This is a genomic window from Dietzia sp. SL131 (assembly GCF_026672565.1).
GTDB lineage: Bacteria > Actinomycetota > Actinomycetes > Mycobacteriales > Mycobacteriaceae > Dietzia > Dietzia kunjamensis.
Window position 1 is genome coordinate 2,670,317 of sequence record NZ_JAPPRI010000003.1, and the last position, 20,290, is coordinate 2,690,606.

Annotated in this window: 19 protein-coding genes; 5 read left to right on the top strand and 14 right to left on the bottom strand. The window is 70.6% G+C overall.

Annotated features, from left to right (window positions below):
• Nucleotides 1-263 precede the first annotated feature (263 nt).
• From OVA21_RS13480 to OVA21_RS13500, 5 genes are all read right to left on the bottom strand, one after another.
• Nucleotides 264-791, bottom strand: a complete 528-nt coding sequence (locus OVA21_RS13480; RefSeq protein ID WP_268092596.1) for a hypothetical protein — start codon at nucleotides 789-791, stop codon at nucleotides 264-266.
• Nucleotides 792-2,256: 1,465 nt separating this feature from the next.
• Nucleotides 2,257-3,543: an adenylosuccinate synthase gene (locus OVA21_RS13485; protein WP_268092597.1), complete on the bottom strand. Its 1,287-nt coding sequence runs from the start codon at nucleotides 3,541-3,543 to the stop codon at nucleotides 2,257-2,259.
• A 110-nt stretch (nucleotides 3,544-3,653) separates the two neighbouring features.
• On the bottom strand, nucleotides 3,654-4,565 hold the full coding sequence (locus OVA21_RS13490) for a biotin-dependent carboxyltransferase family protein (RefSeq protein WP_268092598.1): 912 nt from the start codon (nucleotides 4,563-4,565) through the stop codon (nucleotides 3,654-3,656).
• A gap of 16 nt (nucleotides 4,566-4,581) precedes the next feature.
• On the bottom strand, nucleotides 4,582-5,571 hold the full coding sequence (locus tag OVA21_RS13495; protein ID WP_268092599.1) for a 5-oxoprolinase subunit B family protein: 990 nt from the start codon (nucleotides 5,569-5,571) through the stop codon (nucleotides 4,582-4,584).
• Complete coding sequence (locus tag OVA21_RS13500) at nucleotides 5,568-6,479, bottom strand: LamB/YcsF family protein (RefSeq protein WP_268092600.1); 912 nt, start codon at nucleotides 6,477-6,479, stop codon at nucleotides 5,568-5,570. Before OVA21_RS13500 ends, OVA21_RS13495 begins: the two co-directional genes overlap by 4 nt.
• Before the next feature lie 56 nt (nucleotides 6,480-6,535).
• Here OVA21_RS13500 and OVA21_RS13505 point away from each other — a divergent pair, with 56 nt between their 5' ends.
• Entirely contained in the window at nucleotides 6,536-7,192 is a 657-nt protein-coding gene (locus OVA21_RS13505; RefSeq protein ID WP_268092601.1) for a hypothetical protein, read from the top strand.
• On the opposite strand, the gene OVA21_RS13510 is transcribed toward OVA21_RS13505, so the two are convergent.
• Both OVA21_RS13510 and OVA21_RS13515 read right to left on the bottom strand, forming a co-directional pair.
• Nucleotides 7,137-8,426, bottom strand: a complete 1,290-nt coding sequence (locus tag OVA21_RS13510; RefSeq protein ID WP_096906724.1) for an FUSC family protein — start codon at nucleotides 8,424-8,426, stop codon at nucleotides 7,137-7,139. The two genes, OVA21_RS13505 and OVA21_RS13510, sit on opposite strands and share 56 nt — an antisense overlap.
• Complete coding sequence (locus tag OVA21_RS13515) at nucleotides 8,383-8,799, bottom strand: DUF3151 domain-containing protein (RefSeq protein ID WP_067719394.1); 417 nt, start codon at nucleotides 8,797-8,799, stop codon at nucleotides 8,383-8,385. Before OVA21_RS13515 ends, OVA21_RS13510 begins: the two co-directional genes overlap by 44 nt.
• Nucleotides 8,800-9,048: 249 nt before the next feature.
• Between OVA21_RS13515 and OVA21_RS13520 the strand changes: the two genes are divergently transcribed.
• Nucleotides 9,049-10,470: an NAD(P)-binding domain-containing protein gene (locus tag OVA21_RS13520; RefSeq protein ID WP_268092602.1), complete on the top strand. Its 1,422-nt coding sequence runs from the start codon at nucleotides 9,049-9,051 to the stop codon at nucleotides 10,468-10,470.
• Nucleotides 10,471-10,600: 130 nt separating this feature from the next.
• On the top strand, nucleotides 10,601-12,301 hold the full coding sequence (locus OVA21_RS13525; protein WP_442778955.1) for an alkaline phosphatase D family protein: 1,701 nt from the start codon (nucleotides 10,601-10,603) through the stop codon (nucleotides 12,299-12,301).
• 82 nt (nucleotides 12,302-12,383) lie between these two features.
• Here OVA21_RS13525 and OVA21_RS13530 read toward each other — a convergent pair whose 3' ends face one another.
• Nucleotides 12,384-13,775, bottom strand: coding sequence for an outer membrane protein assembly factor BamB family protein (locus tag OVA21_RS13530; RefSeq protein WP_268092604.1), 1,392 nt, complete (start codon nucleotides 13,773-13,775; stop codon nucleotides 12,384-12,386).
• A gap of 169 nt (nucleotides 13,776-13,944) precedes the next feature.
• Here OVA21_RS13530 and OVA21_RS13535 point away from each other — a divergent pair, with 169 nt between their 5' ends.
• Nucleotides 13,945-14,538 (top strand): Rv0361 family membrane protein, encoded by a 594-nt coding sequence (locus OVA21_RS13535; protein WP_268092605.1) that lies wholly within the window; start codon nucleotides 13,945-13,947, stop codon nucleotides 14,536-14,538.
• A gap of 63 nt (nucleotides 14,539-14,601) precedes the next feature.
• Here the strand turns inward: OVA21_RS13535 and OVA21_RS13540 are convergent, their stop codons facing one another.
• The 3 genes from OVA21_RS13540 to OVA21_RS13550 form a co-directional block, all read right to left on the bottom strand.
• Nucleotides 14,602-16,155 (bottom strand): HNH endonuclease signature motif containing protein, encoded by a 1,554-nt coding sequence (locus OVA21_RS13540; protein ID WP_227022147.1) that lies wholly within the window; start codon nucleotides 16,153-16,155, stop codon nucleotides 14,602-14,604.
• A gap of 236 nt (nucleotides 16,156-16,391) precedes the next feature.
• A complete protein-coding gene (gene fbaA / locus OVA21_RS13545; protein WP_067719407.1) occupies nucleotides 16,392-17,435 on the bottom strand; it encodes a class II fructose-bisphosphate aldolase in 1,044 nt (347 codons plus the stop codon).
• 130 nt (nucleotides 17,436-17,565) lie between these two features.
• Complete coding sequence (locus OVA21_RS13550; protein WP_268092606.1) at nucleotides 17,566-18,561, bottom strand: MsnO8 family LLM class oxidoreductase; 996 nt, start codon at nucleotides 18,559-18,561, stop codon at nucleotides 17,566-17,568.
• 137 nt (nucleotides 18,562-18,698) lie between these two features.
• On the opposite strand from OVA21_RS13550, the gene OVA21_RS13555 reads away from it, so the two are divergent.
• Nucleotides 18,699-19,334 carry a DedA family protein gene (locus OVA21_RS13555; protein WP_082924096.1) on the top strand — a complete coding sequence of 212 codons (636 nt, stop codon included), beginning with the start codon at nucleotides 18,699-18,701 and terminating at the stop codon, nucleotides 19,332-19,334.
• A 22-nt stretch (nucleotides 19,335-19,356) separates the two neighbouring features.
• Here OVA21_RS13555 and OVA21_RS13560 read toward each other — a convergent pair whose 3' ends face one another.
• From OVA21_RS13560 to OVA21_RS13570, 3 genes are read right to left on the bottom strand one after another with little or no spacing between them, the layout of a single operon-like run.
• The gene (locus tag OVA21_RS13560) at nucleotides 19,357-19,548 is read right to left on the bottom strand and encodes a hypothetical protein (protein WP_194307473.1); all 192 of its coding nucleotides are present in this window, start codon (nucleotides 19,546-19,548) and stop codon (nucleotides 19,357-19,359) included.
• Entirely contained in the window at nucleotides 19,545-19,751 is a 207-nt protein-coding gene (locus tag OVA21_RS13565) for a helix-turn-helix domain-containing protein (protein ID WP_067719412.1), read from the bottom strand. Before OVA21_RS13565 ends, OVA21_RS13560 begins: the two co-directional genes overlap by 4 nt.
• The gene (locus OVA21_RS13570) at nucleotides 19,751-20,230 is read right to left on the bottom strand and encodes a DUF2975 domain-containing protein (protein WP_159148994.1); all 480 of its coding nucleotides are present in this window, start codon (nucleotides 20,228-20,230) and stop codon (nucleotides 19,751-19,753) included. The genes OVA21_RS13565 and OVA21_RS13570 overlap by 1 nt, the downstream gene beginning before the upstream one ends.
• Nucleotides 20,231-20,290: the final 60 nt, after the last annotated feature.

A 20,290-nucleotide genomic window follows, 5' to 3' on the forward strand; every position in this document is an offset into this window, starting at 1 on the left:
ATGCTCGCGCCGCTCCGAATCTGCCCCCTTTCCTCCCCTCCCAGCTCGCTTCCGCTCACCCCCGATAGATCGCGTTCTCGGATCCATCCCCCTTATGCGATCTGCCCAGATCACGATCCATTTGCAGAAGTCGCGATCGACCGCCCGGCTCGGTCGACGCTATCGGCTCACGAGTCGGCTGGGCAGGCCCGATCAAGCCCAGCGGCAGCCAGGTGGGCCCGCATCGGGTCGCGCGTCCGGTGACTCGAAGTGGACGCGCCAGCTCACCCGGACCAGCCCTGACGTCTGAACGCATCAGCGACGAAACCCATCAGCGTGTCCGGGGTGTGAAGCATTCCCTGGGTCACGCGTCTGACCTCCCATCCGAGAGACGCGAGCCGCATCATCGTCATCGAGTCGTGGTCCCGACGCTCGCGTTTGAGGTGCTCTCCACCGTCATACTGCAAGCCGACTTTCCACTGTCTGTTGCCGAGATCAAGCCGCGAGATCAGCCGTCCGAACTCGTCGAGCACCTCCACCTGGGTGTCGAATCTCGGCAGGCGCGAACCCGCCATGACCAGGCGCAGCTCTGTCTCTTTGGGCGATTCCGCCCCAGGGTCCACCATCGGCAGCAGCCCCAGCACCCGACGCACACCGGAGTGGCCGACCATTTCGAAGGCCGTTTCGGCGATCGCATTCGTGTCGGTCCCGCCGAAACGACACATGGCATCCAGCGCAGCAACAGCCCTCACGTCGGATTTCACATGGCGAGCCACATCGATCGCGGTTCGCGCCGGGGTGGTCGCGGCCATCCCGAAGACACGGACCGCAGGCGGAGCCGTAGGCCACCTGTGCATGACGATTCCGGGCGGCGGGGCCCTCCAGCCCGGTCGCCAAAGCTGTACCTTCTGCTCGACGAGTTCCCCTCCGAAGTACCGCTCACCCAGTAAGTACGCGGCTGCGCCACCGCAGATCACCGGCGACGGCCCACCCCATAACCACGCCGCGCGGATCTTCTGCCGCGGTGTCAGTTCCGCAGCCTTCCGAACGAATACTCTGGGATGGACCCTCCTGAACCTGGTTCGTAGGTCCTGCCGGGTGAGGACTCCCGCCTCGAGGGCTGTTTTGGCGAGAAACGGTTCGCCCCGATGAACTGCGGCGACGAATCCCGCTGATGTCCGCTGCTCAAGCTTCGTCGGGGTCGAGTTGTCTAGTGCCACAGCTTCATCATGGCGTGGCCGACGTGCCGACCGTGCCTGTGAACGCCATCGTGTGGACAGCCGATCCGGCTGCCCACAGTCGCAGGCTCGCTGGAACCCGTTGCCGCGGTAAATCGTCTGCCGGGCCGGGCAGCGGTGGACCGGTCTGACCGATCGATTGCGGTTCATAGTAGTCAATCGCGATTCCTAGAAACCCCTCGCGATCTGGGATACGGGTACTTGGCCGATACATCCCAGAACGCGATCGATCCGGCAAAACGACCTTTCGAAGCGCTCGAATCGCCTGCAGGTTCTCGAACCGAGTCAGCGGCCGGCCCGGCTCGACAAGCCCGTGACCAGCGACATGAACGCGTAATGCCCGACCATCCTGGCGCGATAGAGAGGCATGATGAAGACCCGAACCTGCACCATCGCCTCAACCATCGCTCTGGCCGCTGCCACAACCGTCGCCACAGCGCCCGCCCACGCCGCTCCCATCCCGCCGGTCGTCCCGTCGGCCGCTCCCACCACTGGAGTCGTGCATTACGACACAGTCGGCAACGGCTTCAGCGCAGGATCCACGGACGGCTCTCTTGAGAACCAATTCGCTCAGGCCGGGCTGGTCCTACTCGCCGGTGTGGGAGTGTCCGTGGCGCTCGCCGTCAGTGCTGGGGTCTCCGGTGGGGCCTTCGAACTACCAGCGTTTCCGGGCCTGCCGTTCTGATCCCGACCACCGACGCGACGGCCACCGACGCGACGACCGGTCAGCTACCGAGCGAACCCGTGGTCTCCGCGCCGGAACCCGAGCGGCCGAGGATCGATGGCCTAGTTCCTCGCGTCCACCTGCATCTCGTCGAAATCGATCGCGATTGGTTAAAACCCATCGCGATCTGGCACACGGGCACTCGGCCGATACATCCCATAACGCGATCGATTCGGGGGCCGAGCTGGGCCGAGCCGAGCCGCGATCGCCGCCGAAACGCCGAAGCCCCGCCGCGGTACTGACGGTCCCTGGCGGGTCGCTGCCCGAAAGCCCCATCCCGGCGACGCGGCCGGGGCAGGAGTGGGGCCAGGCGTATCACCCCAGGATGTCGCGCCGCACCACGTTCTGGTCGCGGCCGGGGCCCACGCCGATGTACGACATGTGGCAGCCGGCGAGCTCCTCGAGCCGCAGCACGTAGTCGCGGGCGGCGGGCGGCAGGTCGCTGAACTCGCGCGCCCCGGTGATGTCCTCGTCCCAGCCGGGCATGGTCTCGTAGATCGGCGTGGCGTGGTGGAAGTCGGTCTGCGTCATGGGCATCTCGTCGTGCCGGACGCCGTCCACGTCGTAGGCCACGCAGATCGGGATCTCGCCGATGCCGGTGAGCACGTCGAGCTTGGTGAGGAAGTAGTCGGTGAACCCGTTGACGCGCGCGGCGTAGCGGGCGATCACGGCGTCGTACCAGCCACAGCGGCGGGTGCGGCCGGTGTTGACACCCACCTCACCGCCGGTGACCTGCAGGTACTCGCCCCACTTGTCGAACAGCTCGGTGGGGAACGGCCCGGCGCCCACGCGGGTGGTGTACGCCTTGACGATGCCCAGAGAGTGGGTGATCTTGGTGGGCCCGATGCCCGAGCCCACGCAGGCTCCGCCGGCGGTCGGGTTGGACGACGTCACGAACGGGTAGGTGCCGTGGTCCACGTCGAGCATGGTGGCCTGGCCGCCCTCCATGAGCACGGACTCGCCGCGGTCCAGCGCCTGGTTGAGCATCAGGGTGGCGTCGCAGACCATGGGCCGCAGCCGGTCGGCGTAGCCGAGGAAGTACTCGACCATCTCGTCGACCTCGACCGCTCGACGGTTGTAGATCTTCACCAGGATCTGGTTCTTGAGGTGCAGTGAGCCCTCGATCTTCTGGCGCAGGATCGACTCGTCGAAGATGTCCTGCACTCGGATGCCCACCCGCGAGACCTTGTCCGCGTAGGTCGGACCGATTCCGCGGCCGGTGGTGCCGATGGCCTTCTTGCCCAGGAACCGCTCGGTGACCTTGTCCAGCGCCTGATGGTACGGCGCGACGAGGTGGGCGTCGGCCGAGATGCGCAGCCGGGAGGTGTCGGCGCCGCGGGCCTCGAGGCCGTCGATCTCCTCGAACAGCGCCTCGAGGTTCACCACCACGCCGTTGCCGATCACCGGCACGGCCGTGGGCGAGAGGATGCCGGCGGGCAGGAGCTTGAGCTCGTACTTCTCACCGCCCACCACGACGGTGTGGCCGGCGTTGTTCCCGCCGTTGGGCTTGACCACGTAGTCCACGTGGCCGCCCAGGATGTCGGTGGCCTTACCCTTGCCCTCGTCGCCCCACTGGGCGCCGATCAGAACGATCGCTGGCATGGTTCGCATTCACCTCGAATGAGTCGTCGTCACGGTGCACCGGCGTCAGACACCTGACAGCGAATCCGCGCACACCAACGCCCCAGAATAGTCCGTACCGCGTGAACACCCTAGTCGGCGACGCCCCGCAGTCTGCGGAATCGCACCGGCGTTCCCGGGAGAAGCTGCGAGATCGCGTCCGCGGACCGCGCGGTGAGCACACCGATGACGGGGTACCCGCCGGTCACCGGGTGGTCGGGGCCGAACACCACGGGCGCGCCGTCGGCCGGAATCTGTACCGCGCCGCGCACCATGCCCTCGCTGGGGATCTCGCGCGTGTCGAGGCGTGGGACGGGTCGGGCGGGGTCGATGCGTACGCCCACCCTGTCGGCGTGCCCGCTGACGTGCCCGGTCGCGGCGAGGACGTCCCACGCGGCGGGCGGGAACAGGTCGTCGCGCGGCCCGGGGATGACGTCCAGCTCCACGGATTCCCTGGCGCCGGTGACCGCGCCCCCGCCGACCACACCCCGGCCGGCGGAGACCTGCCACCCGTCTGCCCACGGCCCCACCACGGCGTCGCCGACGTCCAGCACGTCGCCGGCCACGACGGGCGGTGGGCCCAGCCCTGCCAGGGTGTCGCGCGATCGACTGCCCAGCACCGCCGGCACGTCGATCCCCCCGCGCACGCCAACGTAGCTGCGCACCCCGGCGACGGGCCGGCCGATCTCCAGCGACGACCCGGCGTCCAGTCGGAGGACCTCGCCGGTGGCGGCGGTGCGTCGGGAACCGTCGGGGGTGACGACGACGAGGGCCTTCGCCCCCGTGACCGCCACGACCGCGGGCTCATCCGTCATGACCGTCAGCCCACCGAGCAGCACCTCGAGCACGGCGGCCGCCGGGTCGGTGCCGACGGCCCGCAGGGCGGTGGCCGCGGCGGCGCGATCGGCGGCCCCGGACGCGGTCACCCCGAGCGAGGCGTGACCGGGGCGGCCGAGGTCCTGCACGAGCGCGGACGGTCCGGCCCGCAGTACGAGCAGGCTCATCGGGGCGCGTCCGGGCTCATCGGGACTCGCCCGAGCGCCCGCGGTCGTCCCCGGATCGCCCGCCCAACTCGCGGAACCGGACGGTCATCCCGGGGGCGAGCAGGGCGGGGTCGGGCCGGTCGAGGTCCCACAGCCGGGCGTCGGTGGTGCCGAGCAGCTGCCACCCGCCGGGCGAGGCCCCGGGGTAGACGGCGCAGAAACGGTCCGCCAGGCCGACCGCTCCGGCCGGGACCCGCGCGCGCGGCGAGTCCAGCCGCGGCACCGCAGGCAAAGCGGGTTTCGCCGACGGCCCTCCGGCCGCCTCGCTCGCACCCGCCCCGTCCGCATCCGCCCCGCCCGCATCCGCCCCGCCCGCGTCCAGCTCCCGCGCGTCGACGAGGTAGAAGAAGCCCGGCGCGAACCCGCCGAACGCGGCCCGCCACGTGATCGAGGAGTGCGTGCGGACCAGCGCTTCGGTGGACATCCCGGCGAGGTCGGCGACCGCGGCAAGGTCGGGCCCGTCGTAGCGGACGTCGATCGTCACTCCTGTCACCCCGCCTTCTGCACCTGCTCCCGAGCCCGCTTCCGGGCCCGCATCAGCGCCTGCATCCGATCCCGCATCCGAGCCCGCAACCCCGCCTGCACTCGCGCCCGCATCCCCGACATCCGCTACTCCCCCTACGGATCCGCTATTCGGATCAGAAGCGCCGATCCGGAATCCGGATAGCCGATCTCGGGAGGGCAGATTTGAGGAGGGCAGATTTCGGGAGGGCAGATTGCCGGAGGATGGCGGAGCGACGGGCTGATCAGCGGGGTCGGTGAGGAGCGCCTCGAGCCGCCGCCGCAGCTCGGGCAACGCAGAGGAGTCGCGCACGGTCACCAGCACCGTGCGGGCCGCCGCCACCACGTCGAGAGGCTCCGGCCGCATCTGCCCGATCCTCCCGGCCAGCCGGACCGCCTCGGCCAGATCGGCACAGTCGAGCAACAGTGCGGTCTCCCCGCAGCGGCGGATCCTCGTCGTCGTCATCCCGGGCCGGACTCCCCCGCCGGCCCGTCCCCCACCGCATCACGCCCGGACCCGTCCCCCACCGAGCCGCGCGGCCGGACGTAAGGCGCGGCGAACGGCGCCACCTCCACCCCGGCCTCCTCGAGCGACGCGCGCACGCGGCGCGCCAGGTCGACGGCGCCGGGAGTGTCCCCGTGCACACACACCGAGGCGGCGGCCACCACGACCCGCGCTCCCTCGGCGGTCGTGATCGACTCCCCCGTCGCCATGGCCACGACGCGCTCGGCGACCTCGTCGACATCGGTGATCACCGCGCCCGGCTCGCCGCGGGGCACGAGCGTGCCGTTGGGCCGGTAGCCGCGGTCGGCGAACGCCTCCGTCACCGTGCGGACTCCGACGGCCTCGGCGTGGGACAGCACGACCGCGCCCGGCAGGCCGAGGATCGGCAACGGCTCCTCATTGGCGAGGTCGGCGTACCGCACCACGGCGTCCACGACACCCGCGGCCTGCTCCGGATCGCGGACGATACGGTTGTAAAGCGCGCCGTGTGGCTTGAGGTACCGCACCCGCGTCCCGTGCCGTCGCGCGGCCATGTCGAGCTCGACGAGCTGGAACTCCACGAGCCGGGCGACCTCCTCGCGGTCGAGGTCGTGTTCGACGCGCCCGAAGTTGGCACCGTCCCGGTACGAGGGGTGTGCCCCCAGGGCGACCCCGCGGTCGGCGGCGGCGACGGCCGTGGCGATCATGGTGGGCCGGTTGCCGGCGTGGAAGCCGCACGCGACGTTGGCGGATGTCACCACGTCCAACAGCGCGGCGTCGTCGGGATCCGGCCCGGCGCCGGGTGCGAGCGACGCGGGCCACCGCGGCGTCCCCCGGCGGGCCTCGCCGAGGTCGCAGTTCAGATCGATCCTGCGCGCCTGTCCAACCACGCTTCCATCCTGCCCCAGGTTCGCCCCCGCCATCAGCTGCGGTCATGATGGAGGTCATGATCGTCATCCGCTGCGGCTCGGCCCCGGTCCCGACGGTTCTCGGTGAGCGCCCCCGCATCCAGGTCAGCGAGGTGCCGACCAAGGACGAGGTCAACCGCGCGTTGGCCGAGGTGGGCCCGCTGCGTCGACTGGTCCTCTGCGGCACCGACGCCGCGTTGGCCGCCGTGCTCACCCACCTGCTGCGGACCGAGAACCTCGACGCGGAGATCGCCTACGTCGCCGACGAGCCCACCCCCGCCACCCGCGCGTACGGGCTACCGACAGGATCGGAGGCGGCCAAGCTCGGCATCCGGGGCACGTCGCGTGAGGTGCCGCTCGTCCGCGACGAGACCGGGACCGTCCTCGTCGGCGAGGCCCTCGTACGCGGCCCCGAGGGCGACCGACTCGTGGGTGAGGCCTACGCCGACGACACCGTGGTCTTCTCCGGCGAGACGGACACCCTCACCGTCCGGCCCACACCCGAGCTGCCCGGTGTCCGGGCCACCGCCGCGCGGCCCCGCAGGTTGCGTCGCCGTCAGTGGGTGGCGGCCCGGGCGGTGCAACTGGGCACCGAGGCCGGCCTGCTCACCCGGGACGGGCTCACCGGTCGGCGGGCCATCAAGAGGACGACTTTCTATCGTCATACCGAGCCATGGAGGCTCGTGTCGCCCTGAGCGGCGGCATCACCGGCGCCGGTCGGTCCGGCGCGTCCGGCCACTCCTCCGTCAGTTCCGGTTCGACGGCGGGATTGCGGACGGTCGGCGGCAGCGTGGCGAGGGCCGAGATCTTGCTCAGCCCCGCGACCTGCATCATGTCCACCAGGATCGAGCGCAGCTGGGCCAGCATGACGGTCTCGGTCAGGCCCGACCCCGTGATCAGCTCCCGCTTGGCGCGCGACGCGACCGCCCGCAACTCGCGGTGGACCTCAGCGTCCGTGGGCGCGTCGGAGTCCGCGGCCACCCGCCGGGTGAGCACCTCCAGAGCCCCGGCCAGCGCCGCGATCAACGAACTCAGCGCGGGCGGTACGTCCACCTGATCGTCCGCCGCCACGATCGCCCGGCGCGCGAGGACACGGATGTTGCGGATGCCGTTGTCCAACGGGTTGAGCATCGCCGTGAGGACGATCTCCTCCGGACGCCGCCGCCGGTAGAACGGGGAGATCCGCACCAGTTCCCGCGCCCCCGCGAGCTGCTCGGAGATCGCATCGACGGCCGGCTGCGTGTCACGGGCCTCCTGCAGGGCGGAGCGGATGAGCTCCGAGTCGCGCCGCTCCAACCCGTCCGCGACCTCGGCGAGCACCGACGACGCCACGCCCAGCAGCGACGCCGCCTCCCGGCGGGCGCGGCGCAGGGGATGGACGGGCATGAGTGCCATCGCGGCCAGCGCGACCACCCCGCCCACGGCAGCATCGAGCATCCGCTCGTAGCCGCCCGCGCTGCCCGGCGGCAGGATCGTCGCCACGAGGATCGCCGACGAGGCCGCCTGGGTGCCTGTGATCGCCCCGCGGTCGACGAACACCGCCGCAGACATCGCCAGGATCACCACCAGCGCGATCTGCCACGCCCCGGAGCCGATCTCCCGGATCAGCAGGTCACCGAACCCGACGCCGACGATGACGCCGAGCACCAACTCGACACCCCTCCGGACGCGACGCCCCATACCGGTGCCCAGGGCGATGGCGGCCGCGATGGGCGCGAAGAAGGGCGCCGAGTGGTGCAGCACGTCGTGCGCGAGGAACCAGGCCAGTCCCGCGGCGAGACCGCACTGCAGGATCGGCAGGAACGCGTAACCGAGTCGCCGGGCGCGCGCCCTCAGCGGGCCCGGCAGCGCGGCGTAGACGCCCAGCGCGCGGGCGTCCAGTCGGTCACGCCAGGCCGAGAGACGCGGCGGCGTGCGGGTCTGACTCATTGACCAGGTCCAGACAACGGATGTACTCGTCCTCCTCACCGATCGACTGCGCGGCGCGGGCCAGCGCGGCGACGCAACGGAGGAAGCCGCGGTTGGGTTCGTGGTCGTACGGCACCGGCCCGAAGCCCTTCCAGCCGTGGCGCCGCAGCTGGTCCAGCCCGCGGTGATACCCGGTGCGGGCGAACGCGTAGGCGCTGATCACCTCGCCGGAGTCGAGTGCGCGCTCCGCGAGCTCGGCCCACGCGATCGAGGCGGTGGGGTGGGAGGCCGCCACGGTGCGGGGATCCTCCCCCGCGGCGACGGCGGCCTCCGCCTCCGGGTCACCGGTGAGACGGGTGGGCGGGGGGCCGAGGAGATCTCCGAACTGGGTCATGCCCCCATTGTCCACTAATCCGCCGCATCGCCTCCCCTGCCCCCATTTGCTAAGGTCGAGGGCATGCGGCGCCCCGGACGGGGCGCCGTGCGCTCGTCGCGGGCAGTGGTTTCACGCCCCTTCGGAGTGATAGTGGTCCCGGTGTCGAGGCCCCGTTACGCGGACTCATCCGGTCCCCGCGTCGGACGAGCTTCCACCGGCACCAGTCGGAGTGAACGAACAGGTCGAACGTGGGCCGGAAGGAAGACTGTGTCTAGACAGCGTATTGCGATCATCGGAGCCGGGCCGAGCGGAATGGCCGCCCTCAGGGCGTTCGAATCGGCCCAGCGGTCCGGGGCCAAGATCCCCGAGATCGTGGCCTACGAGAAGCAGGACGACTGGGGCGGCCAGTGGAACTACAACTGGCGGTCCGGCACTGACAAGTACGGCGAGCCGGTCCACTCCTCCATGTACCACAACCTCTGGTCGAACGGCCCCAAGGAGGCGCTCGAGTTCGCCGAGTACACGTTCGACGAGCACTTCGGCAGGCCCATCTCGTCGTATCCGCCGCGTGAGGTCCTGTGGGACTACATCGACGGCCGGGTCCAGGGGTCCGACGTCAAGAACAAGGTCCAGTTCTCCACGGCCGTCCGTTGGGTGGACTACGACCGCGATCTGGACACCTTCACCGTCACCGTGGAGAACCTCAGGTCCGGCAAGACGACCTCGTCGGAGTTCGACCGCATCATCGTGTCCACCGGCCACTTCTCCTACCCGAACCTGCCGGACTTCAAGGGCATCGGGACGTTCCCCGGGTCGATCCGCCACGCCCACGACTTCCGCGGAGCGGAGAAGCTTGCGGACAAGCGCGTGCTGCTGATCGGCGCCTCCTACTCCGCCGAGGACATCGGCGTGCAGGCCTTCAAGATGGGCGCCCGGTCGGTGACGATCTCCTATCGCACCGCCCCCATGGGCTACGACTGGCCGGACGGGATGGAGGAACTGCCGCTGGTCCAGCGGTTCGACGGCGAGACCGTCCACTTCACCGGCGGCCAGACCCGCGAGTTCGACGCCGTGATCCTGTGCACCGGCTACCTCCACAAGTACCCGTTCCTGCCGGCGGACCTGGCCCTGCAGTCGCCCAACAACATCTACCCCGCGGGGCTGTACCGCGGCGTCGTGTGGCAGAAGAACCCCAAGGTCTACTACCTGGGCGCCCAGGACCAGTGGTTCACCTTCAACATGTTCGACGCCCAGGCCTGGTACGTCCGCGACCTCATCCTGGGCCGGGCCAAGTTGCCGTCCGCCGAGGATCGGGTCGCCCACATGCGGGCCTGGCGGAACCGCTTCCAGGAGTTGGACGGGGACGCCGACGACGTGCGCTTCCAGGCCGATTACGTCCGCGACCTCATCGAGGCCACGGACTACCCGATGTTCGACCTCGACGAGGTGGTCGAGATCTTCCTCGCCTGGAAGAAGGACAAGAAAAAGAACATCCTGACCTACCGGGACAAGCCGTACCGCTCCGTCCTCACCGGCACCATGGCGACCGTCCATCACACCCCGTGGCTCCAGGAGCTGGACGACTCGCGCGAGCGGTACCTCTCGACGCCGGAGAAGACCGAGATCGAGGAGCTCGTGGTGGGCGCCGACACCACCCCGGGACAGGACGCGCAGGTCGCCGGCGAGTGAACCGTCGGTGACGTCTGGGGCGAATCCGCTCCCGGACGTCACCCGAGGGGACAGACTTGAACGCGTGACCGCGTCTCCCGCCCCCTCGCCCGAAGCTCCCGGGTCAGCCCGCATCGCCGGAACCGCCCGCATCGCCGATTCCCACCCCACCGGTGGCATCGGCAGGCGCTCCCTCCTCCGGGCCGGAGCGCTGGCCGGTGCCGCCGTCGGGACCGGTGCCCTGGCCGGACGCACCGCGGCCGCCGGGGCCGCGGCTGCCGGAGGCACGGGAGGTGGCGGGGCCCCGGCCGGAGCCGTCTTCCGGCACGGCGTCGCCTCGGGCGACCCCATGGCGGACCGCGTCATCCTGTGGACGCGCGTGACGCCCACCCCGCAGGCGAGCCCCGGTTCCGGGATCGGTGACCCCGTCGTCGTCGCCTGGGAGGTCGCCACCGACCCGGGGTTCACCTCCCTCGTCCGCACGGGGTCCGTCGTCACCGACGCCGGCCGCGACCACACGGTCAAGCTCGACTGCACCGGACTGGCGCCGGACCGCTGGTACCACTACCGCTTCCGCGCGCTCGGTCAGGTCTCACGGACCGGGCGCACCCGCACCGCGCCCGCCGACGGCGCCATGCCCGCCACCGGCCGCTGGCGCGTCGGCGTGGTGTCGTGTTCCAACTGGGAGGCCGGCTTCTTCTCCGGCTACCGGCACCTCGAGGCGCGCGGCGACCTGGACGCGATCATCGAACTCGGTGACTACATCTACGAGTACGGCCGCGGCGAGTACACCGCCGCCATCGGGGCGATCCGCCCGCACGAACCACCGCACGAGATCGTCACCCTGGCCGACTACCGGATCCGGCTGGCGCAGTACCACACCGATCCCGACCTGCAGTCCCTGCACGCGCACGTCCCCTGGATCTGCACGTGGGACGACCACGAGCTGGCCAACGACTCGTGGGAGCACGGCGCCGAGAACCACCAGCCGCACGAGGGCCCGTTCTCCGACCGCAAGGCCGCGTCCTCGCAGGCGTACTTCGAGTGGATGCCGGTCCGGCCGGAGTCGCTGCGCGACGGCGGGCACCTCTACCGGCGCCTGCGCTGGGGGTCGTTGACCGAGATCAGCATGCTGGACCTGCGCTCGTACCGTTCCGAGAGCCCCGATCGGTTCAACGGCCTGGCGATCGACCAGACCAACACGATGACCGGCGCCGAGCAGTTCGACTGGCTGGCCCGCGGGCTGCGGTCGTCGACCGCCCGCTGGAACGTCATCGGCAACTCGGTCATGGTCTCGCCCGTGCTCATCCCGCCGTTGGACGCACGCACGACCGGCGCGCTCACCGAACTCCTGGGGGTCCCGCGGGAGGGCATCACCTACAACTCGGACCAGTGGGACGGGTACGCCGGTGAGCGCCGCCGCCTGTTCGAGGCCATCCGCGCCACCGGCAACCGCAACCACGTCTTCCTCACCGGCGACATCCACACGTCCTGGGCCAACGAGGTGCCGTTCGACCCGGCGGACTACCCCGGGGCCGGCACCGGGGCGGTCGAGTTCGTCACCCCGTCCATCACGAGCAACAACATCAACGACATGGTGGGCGGACTACCCGAGGGCAACCCGCTCTCGCAGGCCGCCCAGGGCGCGCTGACCGCCGCGAACCGGCACGTCCGCTGGGCCGATCTCGATCGCCACGGCTTCACGGTGGTCGAGTTCACCAGCGACTACGCCCACGCCGACTACTGGGCGCTCGTGGCCCGCGAGGACCCGAACAGTGGCGCCTACCCGATGGCGAGCTGGCGGACCCGGCACGGCACCGACCGCCTGGAGCCCGCGGGCCCGCTCCCCTGACCCGGCAGGTCGGGTGGGCCCGGGGGCCAGTGGGGCGAGCCGGGGGCCGGTGGGGCGAGACAGGGGCCGGCCCCGGCGCCCGTCAGTACGCGGGGTCGAGCGATCCCGCGTCCGTGCCGAGCGATCCCGCCGCGGACGCCGCGGACCCCGCGGCGCTCCCCCACGGTGACGCCGGGTCGCCGAGGCTCGCGGTCGCGCCGCCCGTGGCGCGGGAGTCGGGGAACTCCTCGAGCGGGACGAAGTAGACGTTCCGGCTCTGACTGGGGACCACCAGGGTGTCGTCGACGAGGATCGGCCCGGCCGGGGCCAACGGCCCCTCCAGCTCGAGTACGCCGGTGATCGCGCCGGTGCGGACGTCGAGGCGGTACACGTTCCCGGCGGTGGTCGAGAAGTAGGCACCACCCGCGTGGATCACCGGGGCACCCTTGATCGCGCCGACAGGGTTACGCCACAGTCGCTCGCCGGAGTGCAGGTCATACGCATAGGCGGCGCCCGTGGTGGGACTGCCCACGAAGACGGTGCCGTCGTGGATGGTCGGCGCACCGGACCGGTTGTTGGTCGGGGCGGGCCCGTCGCCGATCACGTCCCGCCACACCACCTCGCCGGACTGCTGGTCCATCGCGATGATCGTGTGCTCCTCGCGCGCGCCGGCGATCCCGGGCAGCAGGGCGCGGTTGGCCGTGGTGACGACGATCCCCTCGTCGACGGCCGGCGGGACGTCGTCGAGGCCGTGGGTGAACTCGGGGAACTCCCGCTGCCAGGCGAACTCGCCGGCCGCGGTGTCGTAGGCGAAGAACGTGTAGGGCCGGGGCGCGCCGCCGCCGAAGTACAGCACCCCGCCCTGTTCCGACGGCGAGGACATGCTCACCACGTGGCCGGTCTCCACCACCTCGAGCGCCTCCCCGGTCGCCGGGTCGAGCTTGTACAGGCGCCGATCGCCGGTGACCGCCCACACCGCTCCGCCCGTCACGGCGGGTGTCGGCATGACCTCGCCGGCGGTGTCGTGGCGCCACAGGATCGCACCGGTGTCCGGGTCCAGACTCAGGACACCGGACTCCCCGGTGCCGCGGTAGCCGCCCGGCCCGTCCTGGAAGAAGCGGTTGCCGAATCCCACGAACAGCCGCCCGTCAGAATGGATCATCTCCGAATGCACCCAGTTCGGCGCCTGCGCCTGCCACAGCAATTCGCCCGTCGCCAGGTCGAACGCCTGCAACTCCCCGGAGCCGTGACTGCCGACGAACACCTTGCCGTCGGCCACCACCGGGGTCGCCCGCACCTCGTTCGCGGTGGGGATGGTGCCGGAGAAGATCTGGGCCCCGCCGGTGACGACGTGGGTGTTGTTGGTGGGGGTCGCGCGGTACTGGCTCCAGTCGCCGGGGTCAGCGTGGGCCGGGCCGATGCCGGACAGCAGGAGCGCCGAGACGGCCATGCCGCCGGTGAGGACACGGACAGAGCTGAGACGGAGCCTGGGCATACCTGAAGGCTAACTGGCTATCTCATGTGTAATGCCCGTGGCCTGGCGGGAGCGGAGTCCGCGCCGGTGCGGTCGGCGCCCCTGCACCCCCGGAATCACAGGTCGGTCCGCTACGGTGGCGGGTCGACGCGGCCCGTCCGGGGCCGGCGACGCGCACCGGGAGTAGTAGATGACGACGACGAGCCAGCAGCCGGCCGCCGGGGAGCCGAACCCCGCGGGACAGCCGGGCGGGGGCCCGGAGGGTGGGGCACGTCCGGGCAGCGGCCGGCAAGGCGGTCGCGGCGGGCGGGGCGGCGTGGCCGTCACGGCGGCCGTGGTCGTGGCGCTCCTCGTGATCGCCGCGCTCGTCTGGCTCTTCCTCGCGGGCCCGCTGTCGTCGTCCGCGCGGGCCGAGCGGGACGTCGAGCAGACGCTGGAGAGCATGAGTTCGGCGGAGTCGTTCGCCGAGTTCAACGGGCACATGTGCGCGGAGAACCGCGTCCCGCAGGAGCTCGTCGACACCATCACCGCGTCGAGCGAGGCGACGGGCTCGGACCTCGACTCGATGTTCCGCGAGTCGATCGCGGGTTCGTTCCCCCAGGATCTCGAGGTGCTCGGGGTGGAGATCAGTGACAACGGCGCCGAGGCGACCGCGACCGTGGAGTCGGCGTCCGACGGGACGGGCCCGGAGCAGATTCACATGCGCGACGAGGACGGCGCCTGGAAGATGTGCCAGCCCGGAGTCGGAATGGGCGCGGTCCCGCAGGACCAGCAGCCGGGCTGACCCGACCCGTCGAGGGCGACCCGACCCGCCAACGGTCAGGCGGGCCGGGTCTGCCGCTGGCAGTCAGGCTGGCCGGGAACCGTCTCGGCCGGTGCGGTAGTCCCGCTCGATGCCGGGCGGATTGGTGAGGTGGCCGTCGTCGGCGATGAGACGGTCGACGTGTTGTCGCCATCGGTGGTCGAGAATCCGGTCGCGCGCCTGGGCCAGCGGCCCGTGTGGTGTGGTGCGGTGTTCGTGACCGGTCTCGGTGATGATGGTCAGTTCGCCGAGCGGTCCGGGCCGGTAGGCACAGTGCCCGAAGGTCTTCTCCCGATGGTGCTTGCGACACAGGCACACGAGGTTCCACTCGGCGGTGGGTCCGCCCAGTTCAGGTCGCTGATGATCGAAGGCGATGACATGGTCGATCTCACAGTCATGGGCGTCGACCGTACACCCCGGGTGGCGGCACGTGCCGTCGCGGAGCCGGATTCGCTCGGCCAGCGCCGGGGTGATGAAGTACTTCAGCACCGCGTCCGGTGTGTCCTGAACACCCGGTTGCGGGTCGAGCAGTTCGAACCGGACCCTGGAGTCCCCGCCGGACAGGAGTTCCTCGCACAGCCAGTCGAAGCTCGAGTAGGCGCCGTTCACGAACTGCACGCGGTTGGGCAGGCCCTGGGCGACGCTGTCGATGATCGAGATCCGGATGGGCTGCTCGGTGCCCCACGACGCTCCCAGCGGGGGCCTGTCGGCGGCGTCGGCGCGGGTGCCGGTAGCGGCATCGCCCGCGCCCGCCGACTCTTCCGCGTCGTACAGGCTCGTGCCGATGTCGTTGGTCGTGGGGTCCCCGAGTGCGCACAGGGCGTCGGCGCGCAGTTGGTCGCGCGTGCGGGGGTGGCCCGACTCCGAGGCAGCGCGGGCGGCGGAGTCGATCCGGCGGCGGAGCTTCTCTGCATCCCCGCTGGGCAGCGAGGCCCACATGCTGGTCATGCCGTCGCGGGCCGGGCGGAACCGAACCGTCCGCTGGTCGACGGCGGCGTCCACGGCGTCGCCGGCGGCCTGCGGGTCATGACGCTCCCGGGACGCGTCGACCGCCGTGTCCAGGGCCGAGCGACTGGGCCGGTGGCCCCCGTCGAGGTCTCGGCTCAGGGCGCCGACGACGTCGGATTCCACCGCACCGATGATCGTGTCGGGCACCTCTGCCAGACGGCAGGCGGCGTCGATCGCCAACTGTTCGGGGAACAGTCCGCGTTCGATGGCCTTGCGGAGACGCGGCAGACGCGTGTGGACCTGCACGCCGGCCGTGACCAGGCGTGAGGCATGCCACCCGGTCAGCGACATGGCCGCGGCCAGGTGGTCGCGCGCACGGTCAGTGGGTTCGAGTCGGGAGTAGGCGGGACGCGAGTCCCCGAAGGGCGGCGCATCCGCCGGCCCCGGGGAGCCCCTGTCGACACTCCCCATCGCCTGGACCAACAGGTGGGCCGCCTGCAGCCGGGTCGCCGCCGCCAGGTTCTGCGCCAGCGTCGCCGAGCGCGCCACCTCGCTCAGGGCCTCGGTGCCCAGGGTGTCGAGGGACTCCGGCACCGCGCGGAGCGCCCCGGCGAAAGCCGACCTCGTCGTCGTCCCCGTTTCCTCGCTCACCACCGCACCCCCTTCAGCGTCGCACCCGACTCGAACATACAAGCGATCTTACCGGCACCCTCCGCGTAGCACAAGGGTTCGATTCGGCGGCGAGAGGTCCACACACGACAGCGGCGCCCCTCCGGGTGGAGGAGCGCCGCTGATGGGGCGGTGTCAGGCCGCGATGAGATACGACCGGTCAGGCAGGCCGATCAGGCCGTGATCGATCAAGCAGCGTTCACTCAAGCCGCTTTCACTCAAGCAGCGGCACCCTTGGACTTGCCGGCCGACTTCAGGTCGTTGCACGCCTCGACGACGCGCTCGGACATGGCCTGCTCGGCCTTCTTCAGGTAGGAACGCGGGTCGTAGACCTTCTTGTTGCCGACCTCGCCGTCGACCTTGAGGACGCCGTCGTAGTTGCCGAACATGTGCGCGGCGATCGGCCGGGTGAACGCGTACTGGGTGTCGGTGTCGACGTTCATCTTGATGACGCCGTAGGACAGCGCCTCCTCGATCTCGCTCTTAGCCGAACCCGAGCCGCCGTGGAAGACGAAGTCGAACGGCAGGTCACCGGCGTTGAGGCCCAGCTTCTCGACCGCGACGTCCTGGCCCATCTTCAGCACCTCGGGCTTGAGCTTGACGTTGCCCGGCTTGTACACGCCGTGGACGTTGCCGAAGGTCGCGGCCAGCAGGTAGCGCTGCCCGGTGTTGCCGGCGCCGAGGGCGTCGATGGTGGCCTCGAAGTCCTCACGGGAGGTGTAGAGCTTCTCGTTGATCTCGTTCTCGACGCCGTCCTCCTCGCCGCCGACGACGCCGATCTCGATCTCGAGGATCTGCTTGGCGTTTGCCGTCTTCTCGAGCAGCTCCTTGGCGATCTCCAGGTTACGGTCGAGCGGGGTGGCCGAACCGTCCCACATGTGGGACTGGAAGAGCGGGTTCTCGCCGCGGTCGACGCGCTCCTGCGAGATCTCGATGAGCGGCCGCACGAAGCCGTCGAGCTTGTCCTCGGGGCAGTGGTCGGTGTGCAGCGCGACGAGGACGTCGTACTTCGCCGCCACCACGTGCGCGAACTCGGCGAGCGCGACCGCGCCGGTGACCATGTCCTTGACGTTAAGGCCGGAGCCGAACTCGGAACCGCCGGTGGAGAACTGGATGATGCCATCGGACCCGGCATCGGCGAAGCCCTTGATGGCCGCGTTGATGGTCTCCGAGGACGTGCAGTTGATCGCCGGGTAGGCGAAGCCCTCGTTACGGGCCCGGTCGAGCATGTCCTTGTACTGTTCGGGAGTTGCGATGGGCATGTGGTCTCCTCCAGGGTTCTCGGCTGTGCGACGCGCGCATCTCGGGGCGCCGCACCCCTGTGGAGGTGGGCGCACACCCTCCAGCCTAGGCGAGCGTGACGACGCGCACCCGCGAGCCGTGCGGTACCGGTCAGCCGGGGAGCAGTTCGGCGAGCGCAGCGTCGGCCCGGGCGAGGTCGTCGCGGTCAAAAATGGAGGTGGACGCCATGATCTCGTCGGCCCCGGTCCGCTCGACGAGCACGGCGAGTTCGCGTGCGACCTTCTCCGCGTCCCCCTGGACGGCCCCCGCCATCCAGTCCTCGACCCGTCGCAGCTGCTGCGGACGGAACCTGCGGTCCAGGATCTCCGTCGGCGACCGCAGCGGGCCGAACACCCCGGTCTCCCGGGATTCCGCCATCGCCCACGCCTCCGGGAGGAGTAGCTGTCGCGCGGTCCCGACCGAGTCGGCGACCATCACCTCCAGGCTCACCACCACATAGGGCTCCGGCGTGGCCTCGCTCGGCCGGAACATCTCGCGGTAGCGATCCAGGGGCGACGGGTCGGCGAGCAGCCTCGGTCCCCCGAGCACGACGGGCAGTCCGGCCCGTGCAGCGACCTCCAGGCCCCGACCGGTCGCGAGCACGAACAACGGGGGCGGGGCCTCGACGACCGGCAGCGCGGTGACGGGCCCCCGACCGTGGAGGAAGTCCTGCACCGCGGTGATATCGCGGGCGAACGCGTCGGTGTCGTACTCGGCGACGCCGAGCGCCGCACGGACCGGTGCGGTGAACCCGAGCGAACGTCCCACCCCGAGGTCGATACGGCCCGGGTGCATCGCCTCGAGCATGGCGAACTGCTCGGCGACGATCAGCGGTCGATGGTTGGGCAGCATCACGCCCCCGGATCCGAGGCGGATACGGTCGGTGCGCGCGGCGGTGGCCGCGATCAACAGCGGCGGGCTCCCGCTCGCGATCCCGGGCACCGCGTGGTGCTCGGCCGTCCAGTAGCGGTGGAAGCCCAGGGCGTCGGCCCGCTCCGCGCGGGCCAGGGTGCCCTCGATCGCGGCGGCGTGAGACTCGCCGACGCGGGTCCGGGACCTGTCCAGGAGACTGAGGCGGAGGGTGTCCGGCAGGTCGGTGGGGGCCACGACCACACCGTAGCGCCCGGAGTGACGTCGATCGCGGACACGGCCGGGCCCGGGGTCCGCGGGAGTATGATCCTCCGGTGAACACGCACCTCGTGGCCGAACAGGCACAGCAGGTCCTCGCCCTGGGCCCGGGCTTCATGGATCCCGAATTCTGGCTGTCCGGCGACGGACCGTTCGGCAACGCCATCCTCCCCGCGCTGCTCGCCGTGGTCTTCATCGAGTCCGGACTGTTGTTCCCGTTCCTCCCCGGCGACTCACTGTTGTTCACGGCCGGCCTGCTCACGCAGCAGGACAGCCCGTTCGCGCCACTGTGGGTGGTGCTGGTGACCGCGCCGATCGCGGCGTTCCTCGGGGACCAGGTGGGGTACTTCATCGGCAACCGCTGGGGACATCACCTGCGGGAGCGGCCGGACGGGCGGTTCTTCAAGCAGGCCTACATCCACGAGGCCCACGAGTTCTTCGACAAGTGGGGCCCGGCGACGATCATCCTCTGCCGCTTCGTCCCGATCGTCCGGACGTACGCGCCGCTGGTCGCCGGCATGGCGGGGATGCGCTACCGGGTCTTCGTCTCGTTCAACGTGATCGGGGCCCTGCTGTGGGCTGCGGGCGTGACCGCGCTGGGCGCGTGGCTCGGCCAGTTCACCTTCATCAAGGAGCACATCGACCTGATCCTCATCGGCATCGTGCTGGTCTCGGTGCTGCCGATGGCGATCACCGCGGGCCCCAAGGTCGTCGACCGGATCCGCAACGGGCCCGCGGCACCGGCCATGTAGCGCGCCCTCCTGCCGCCGACGCCTAGTCCGGTCCGCGCTCCCCCGGCCCGCGCCAGCGCAGCGCGACGACCGCGGCACCGATCACCACGAGCACCCCGATCCCCTGCAGACCCGGGGAGTCGTCGGCCTCACCGAGGACGACCGCCGTCGCCCCCAGCGCGATTATGGCCAGCACTGCGGCCAGGACCAGCAGGAAGTGCACCCGGCGCTTCATTCCTCGACCCATTCGAGCAGGTCGCCGGGCTGGCATTCGAGCACCCGGCACATCGCCTCGAGCGTGCTGAACCGCACGGCCTTGGCCCGACCGTTCTTCAGCACCGAGACATTGGCGGGCGTCAATCCCACCCGCTCCGCGAACTCTCCGACGCTCATCTTGCGCTTGGCGAGTTCGACGTCGATCCGCACGATGATCGGCATCAGACCACCGTGTCCATCTCGGAGCGCAGGGAGGTCGCCTGCCGGAGGAGCGCGCGCATGACGACCATGAGCAGCGCGGCGACCGTGATGATGACGACGACGAGGAAGAGCAGTAGCGGCAGGCCGGGATCAGTCGCGTTGATGCCGACCAGCACGAGCACCACCACGAGCATCGCCCAGGCGGCGACGATCGCCCCCAGGATCACATCGACCCAGACCAGGGACCCGTCCGTGAAGATGCGGTCGGCCCTGACCATCGAGAGCAGCTTCCAGGTGGCCACCACCACGACCTGGATGCACACCACCCAGTAGATCGATACGGCCGTCAGCAGCCACCGCAGGTGCGCGTCGCCCGGTGACGTCTCGGCCATGTGCGCGAACTGCCCGGGCAGGGACATGGTCTGCAGCAGGACCAGTATCGCGAACAGCACCACCAGGCACACCCGCAACGGCAGGACCGCTCGTTTCTCGATATTCATACACCGACTATGGACCTATACCTATCGAAAAACAATAGGCGCGGGAAACGGCGGGCGGGC

What these genes read in the sequence shown, in the direction of transcription:
- OVA21_RS13490 (WP_268092598.1), bottom strand. Translation starts at nt 4,565, where the DNA reads ATGAGCCTGCTCGTACTGCGGGCCGGACCGTCCGCGCTCGTGCAGGAC.
- OVA21_RS13560 (WP_194307473.1), bottom strand. Translation starts at nt 19,548, where the DNA reads ATGAAGCGCCGGGTGCACTTCCTGCTGGTCCTGGCCGCAGTGCTGGCC.
- OVA21_RS13535 (WP_268092605.1), top strand. Translation starts at nt 13,945, where the DNA reads ATGACGACGACGAGCCAGCAGCCGGCCGCCGGGGAGCCGAACCCCGCG.
- fbaA (WP_067719407.1), bottom strand. Translation starts at nt 17,435, where the DNA reads ATGCCCATCGCAACTCCCGAACAGTACAAGGACATGCTCGACCGGGCC.
- OVA21_RS13480 (WP_268092596.1), bottom strand. Translation starts at nt 791, where the DNA reads ATGGCCGCGACCACCCCGGCGCGAACCGCGATCGATGTGGCTCGCCAT.
- OVA21_RS13565 (WP_067719412.1), bottom strand. Translation starts at nt 19,751, where the DNA reads ATGCCGATCATCGTGCGGATCGACGTCGAACTCGCCAAGCGCAAGATG.
- OVA21_RS13495 (WP_268092599.1), bottom strand. Translation starts at nt 5,571, where the DNA reads ATGACGACGACGAGGATCCGCCGCTGCGGGGAGACCGCACTGTTGCTC.
- OVA21_RS13530 (WP_268092604.1), bottom strand. Translation starts at nt 13,775, where the DNA reads ATGCCCAGGCTCCGTCTCAGCTCTGTCCGTGTCCTCACCGGCGGCATG.
- OVA21_RS13555 (WP_082924096.1), top strand. Translation starts at nt 18,699, where the DNA reads ATGGATCCCGAATTCTGGCTGTCCGGCGACGGACCGTTCGGCAACGCC.
- OVA21_RS13485 (WP_268092597.1), bottom strand. Translation starts at nt 3,543, where the DNA reads ATGCCAGCGATCGTTCTGATCGGCGCCCAGTGGGGCGACGAGGGCAAG.
- OVA21_RS13570 (WP_159148994.1), bottom strand. Translation starts at nt 20,230, where the DNA reads ATGAATATCGAGAAACGAGCGGTCCTGCCGTTGCGGGTGTGCCTGGTG.
- OVA21_RS13510 (WP_096906724.1), bottom strand. Translation starts at nt 8,426, where the DNA reads ATGAGTCAGACCCGCACGCCGCCGCGTCTCTCGGCCTGGCGTGACCGA.
- OVA21_RS13515 (WP_067719394.1), bottom strand. Translation starts at nt 8,799, where the DNA reads ATGACCCAGTTCGGAGATCTCCTCGGCCCCCCGCCCACCCGTCTCACC.
- OVA21_RS13505 (WP_268092601.1), top strand. Translation starts at nt 6,536, where the DNA reads ATGATCGTCATCCGCTGCGGCTCGGCCCCGGTCCCGACGGTTCTCGGT.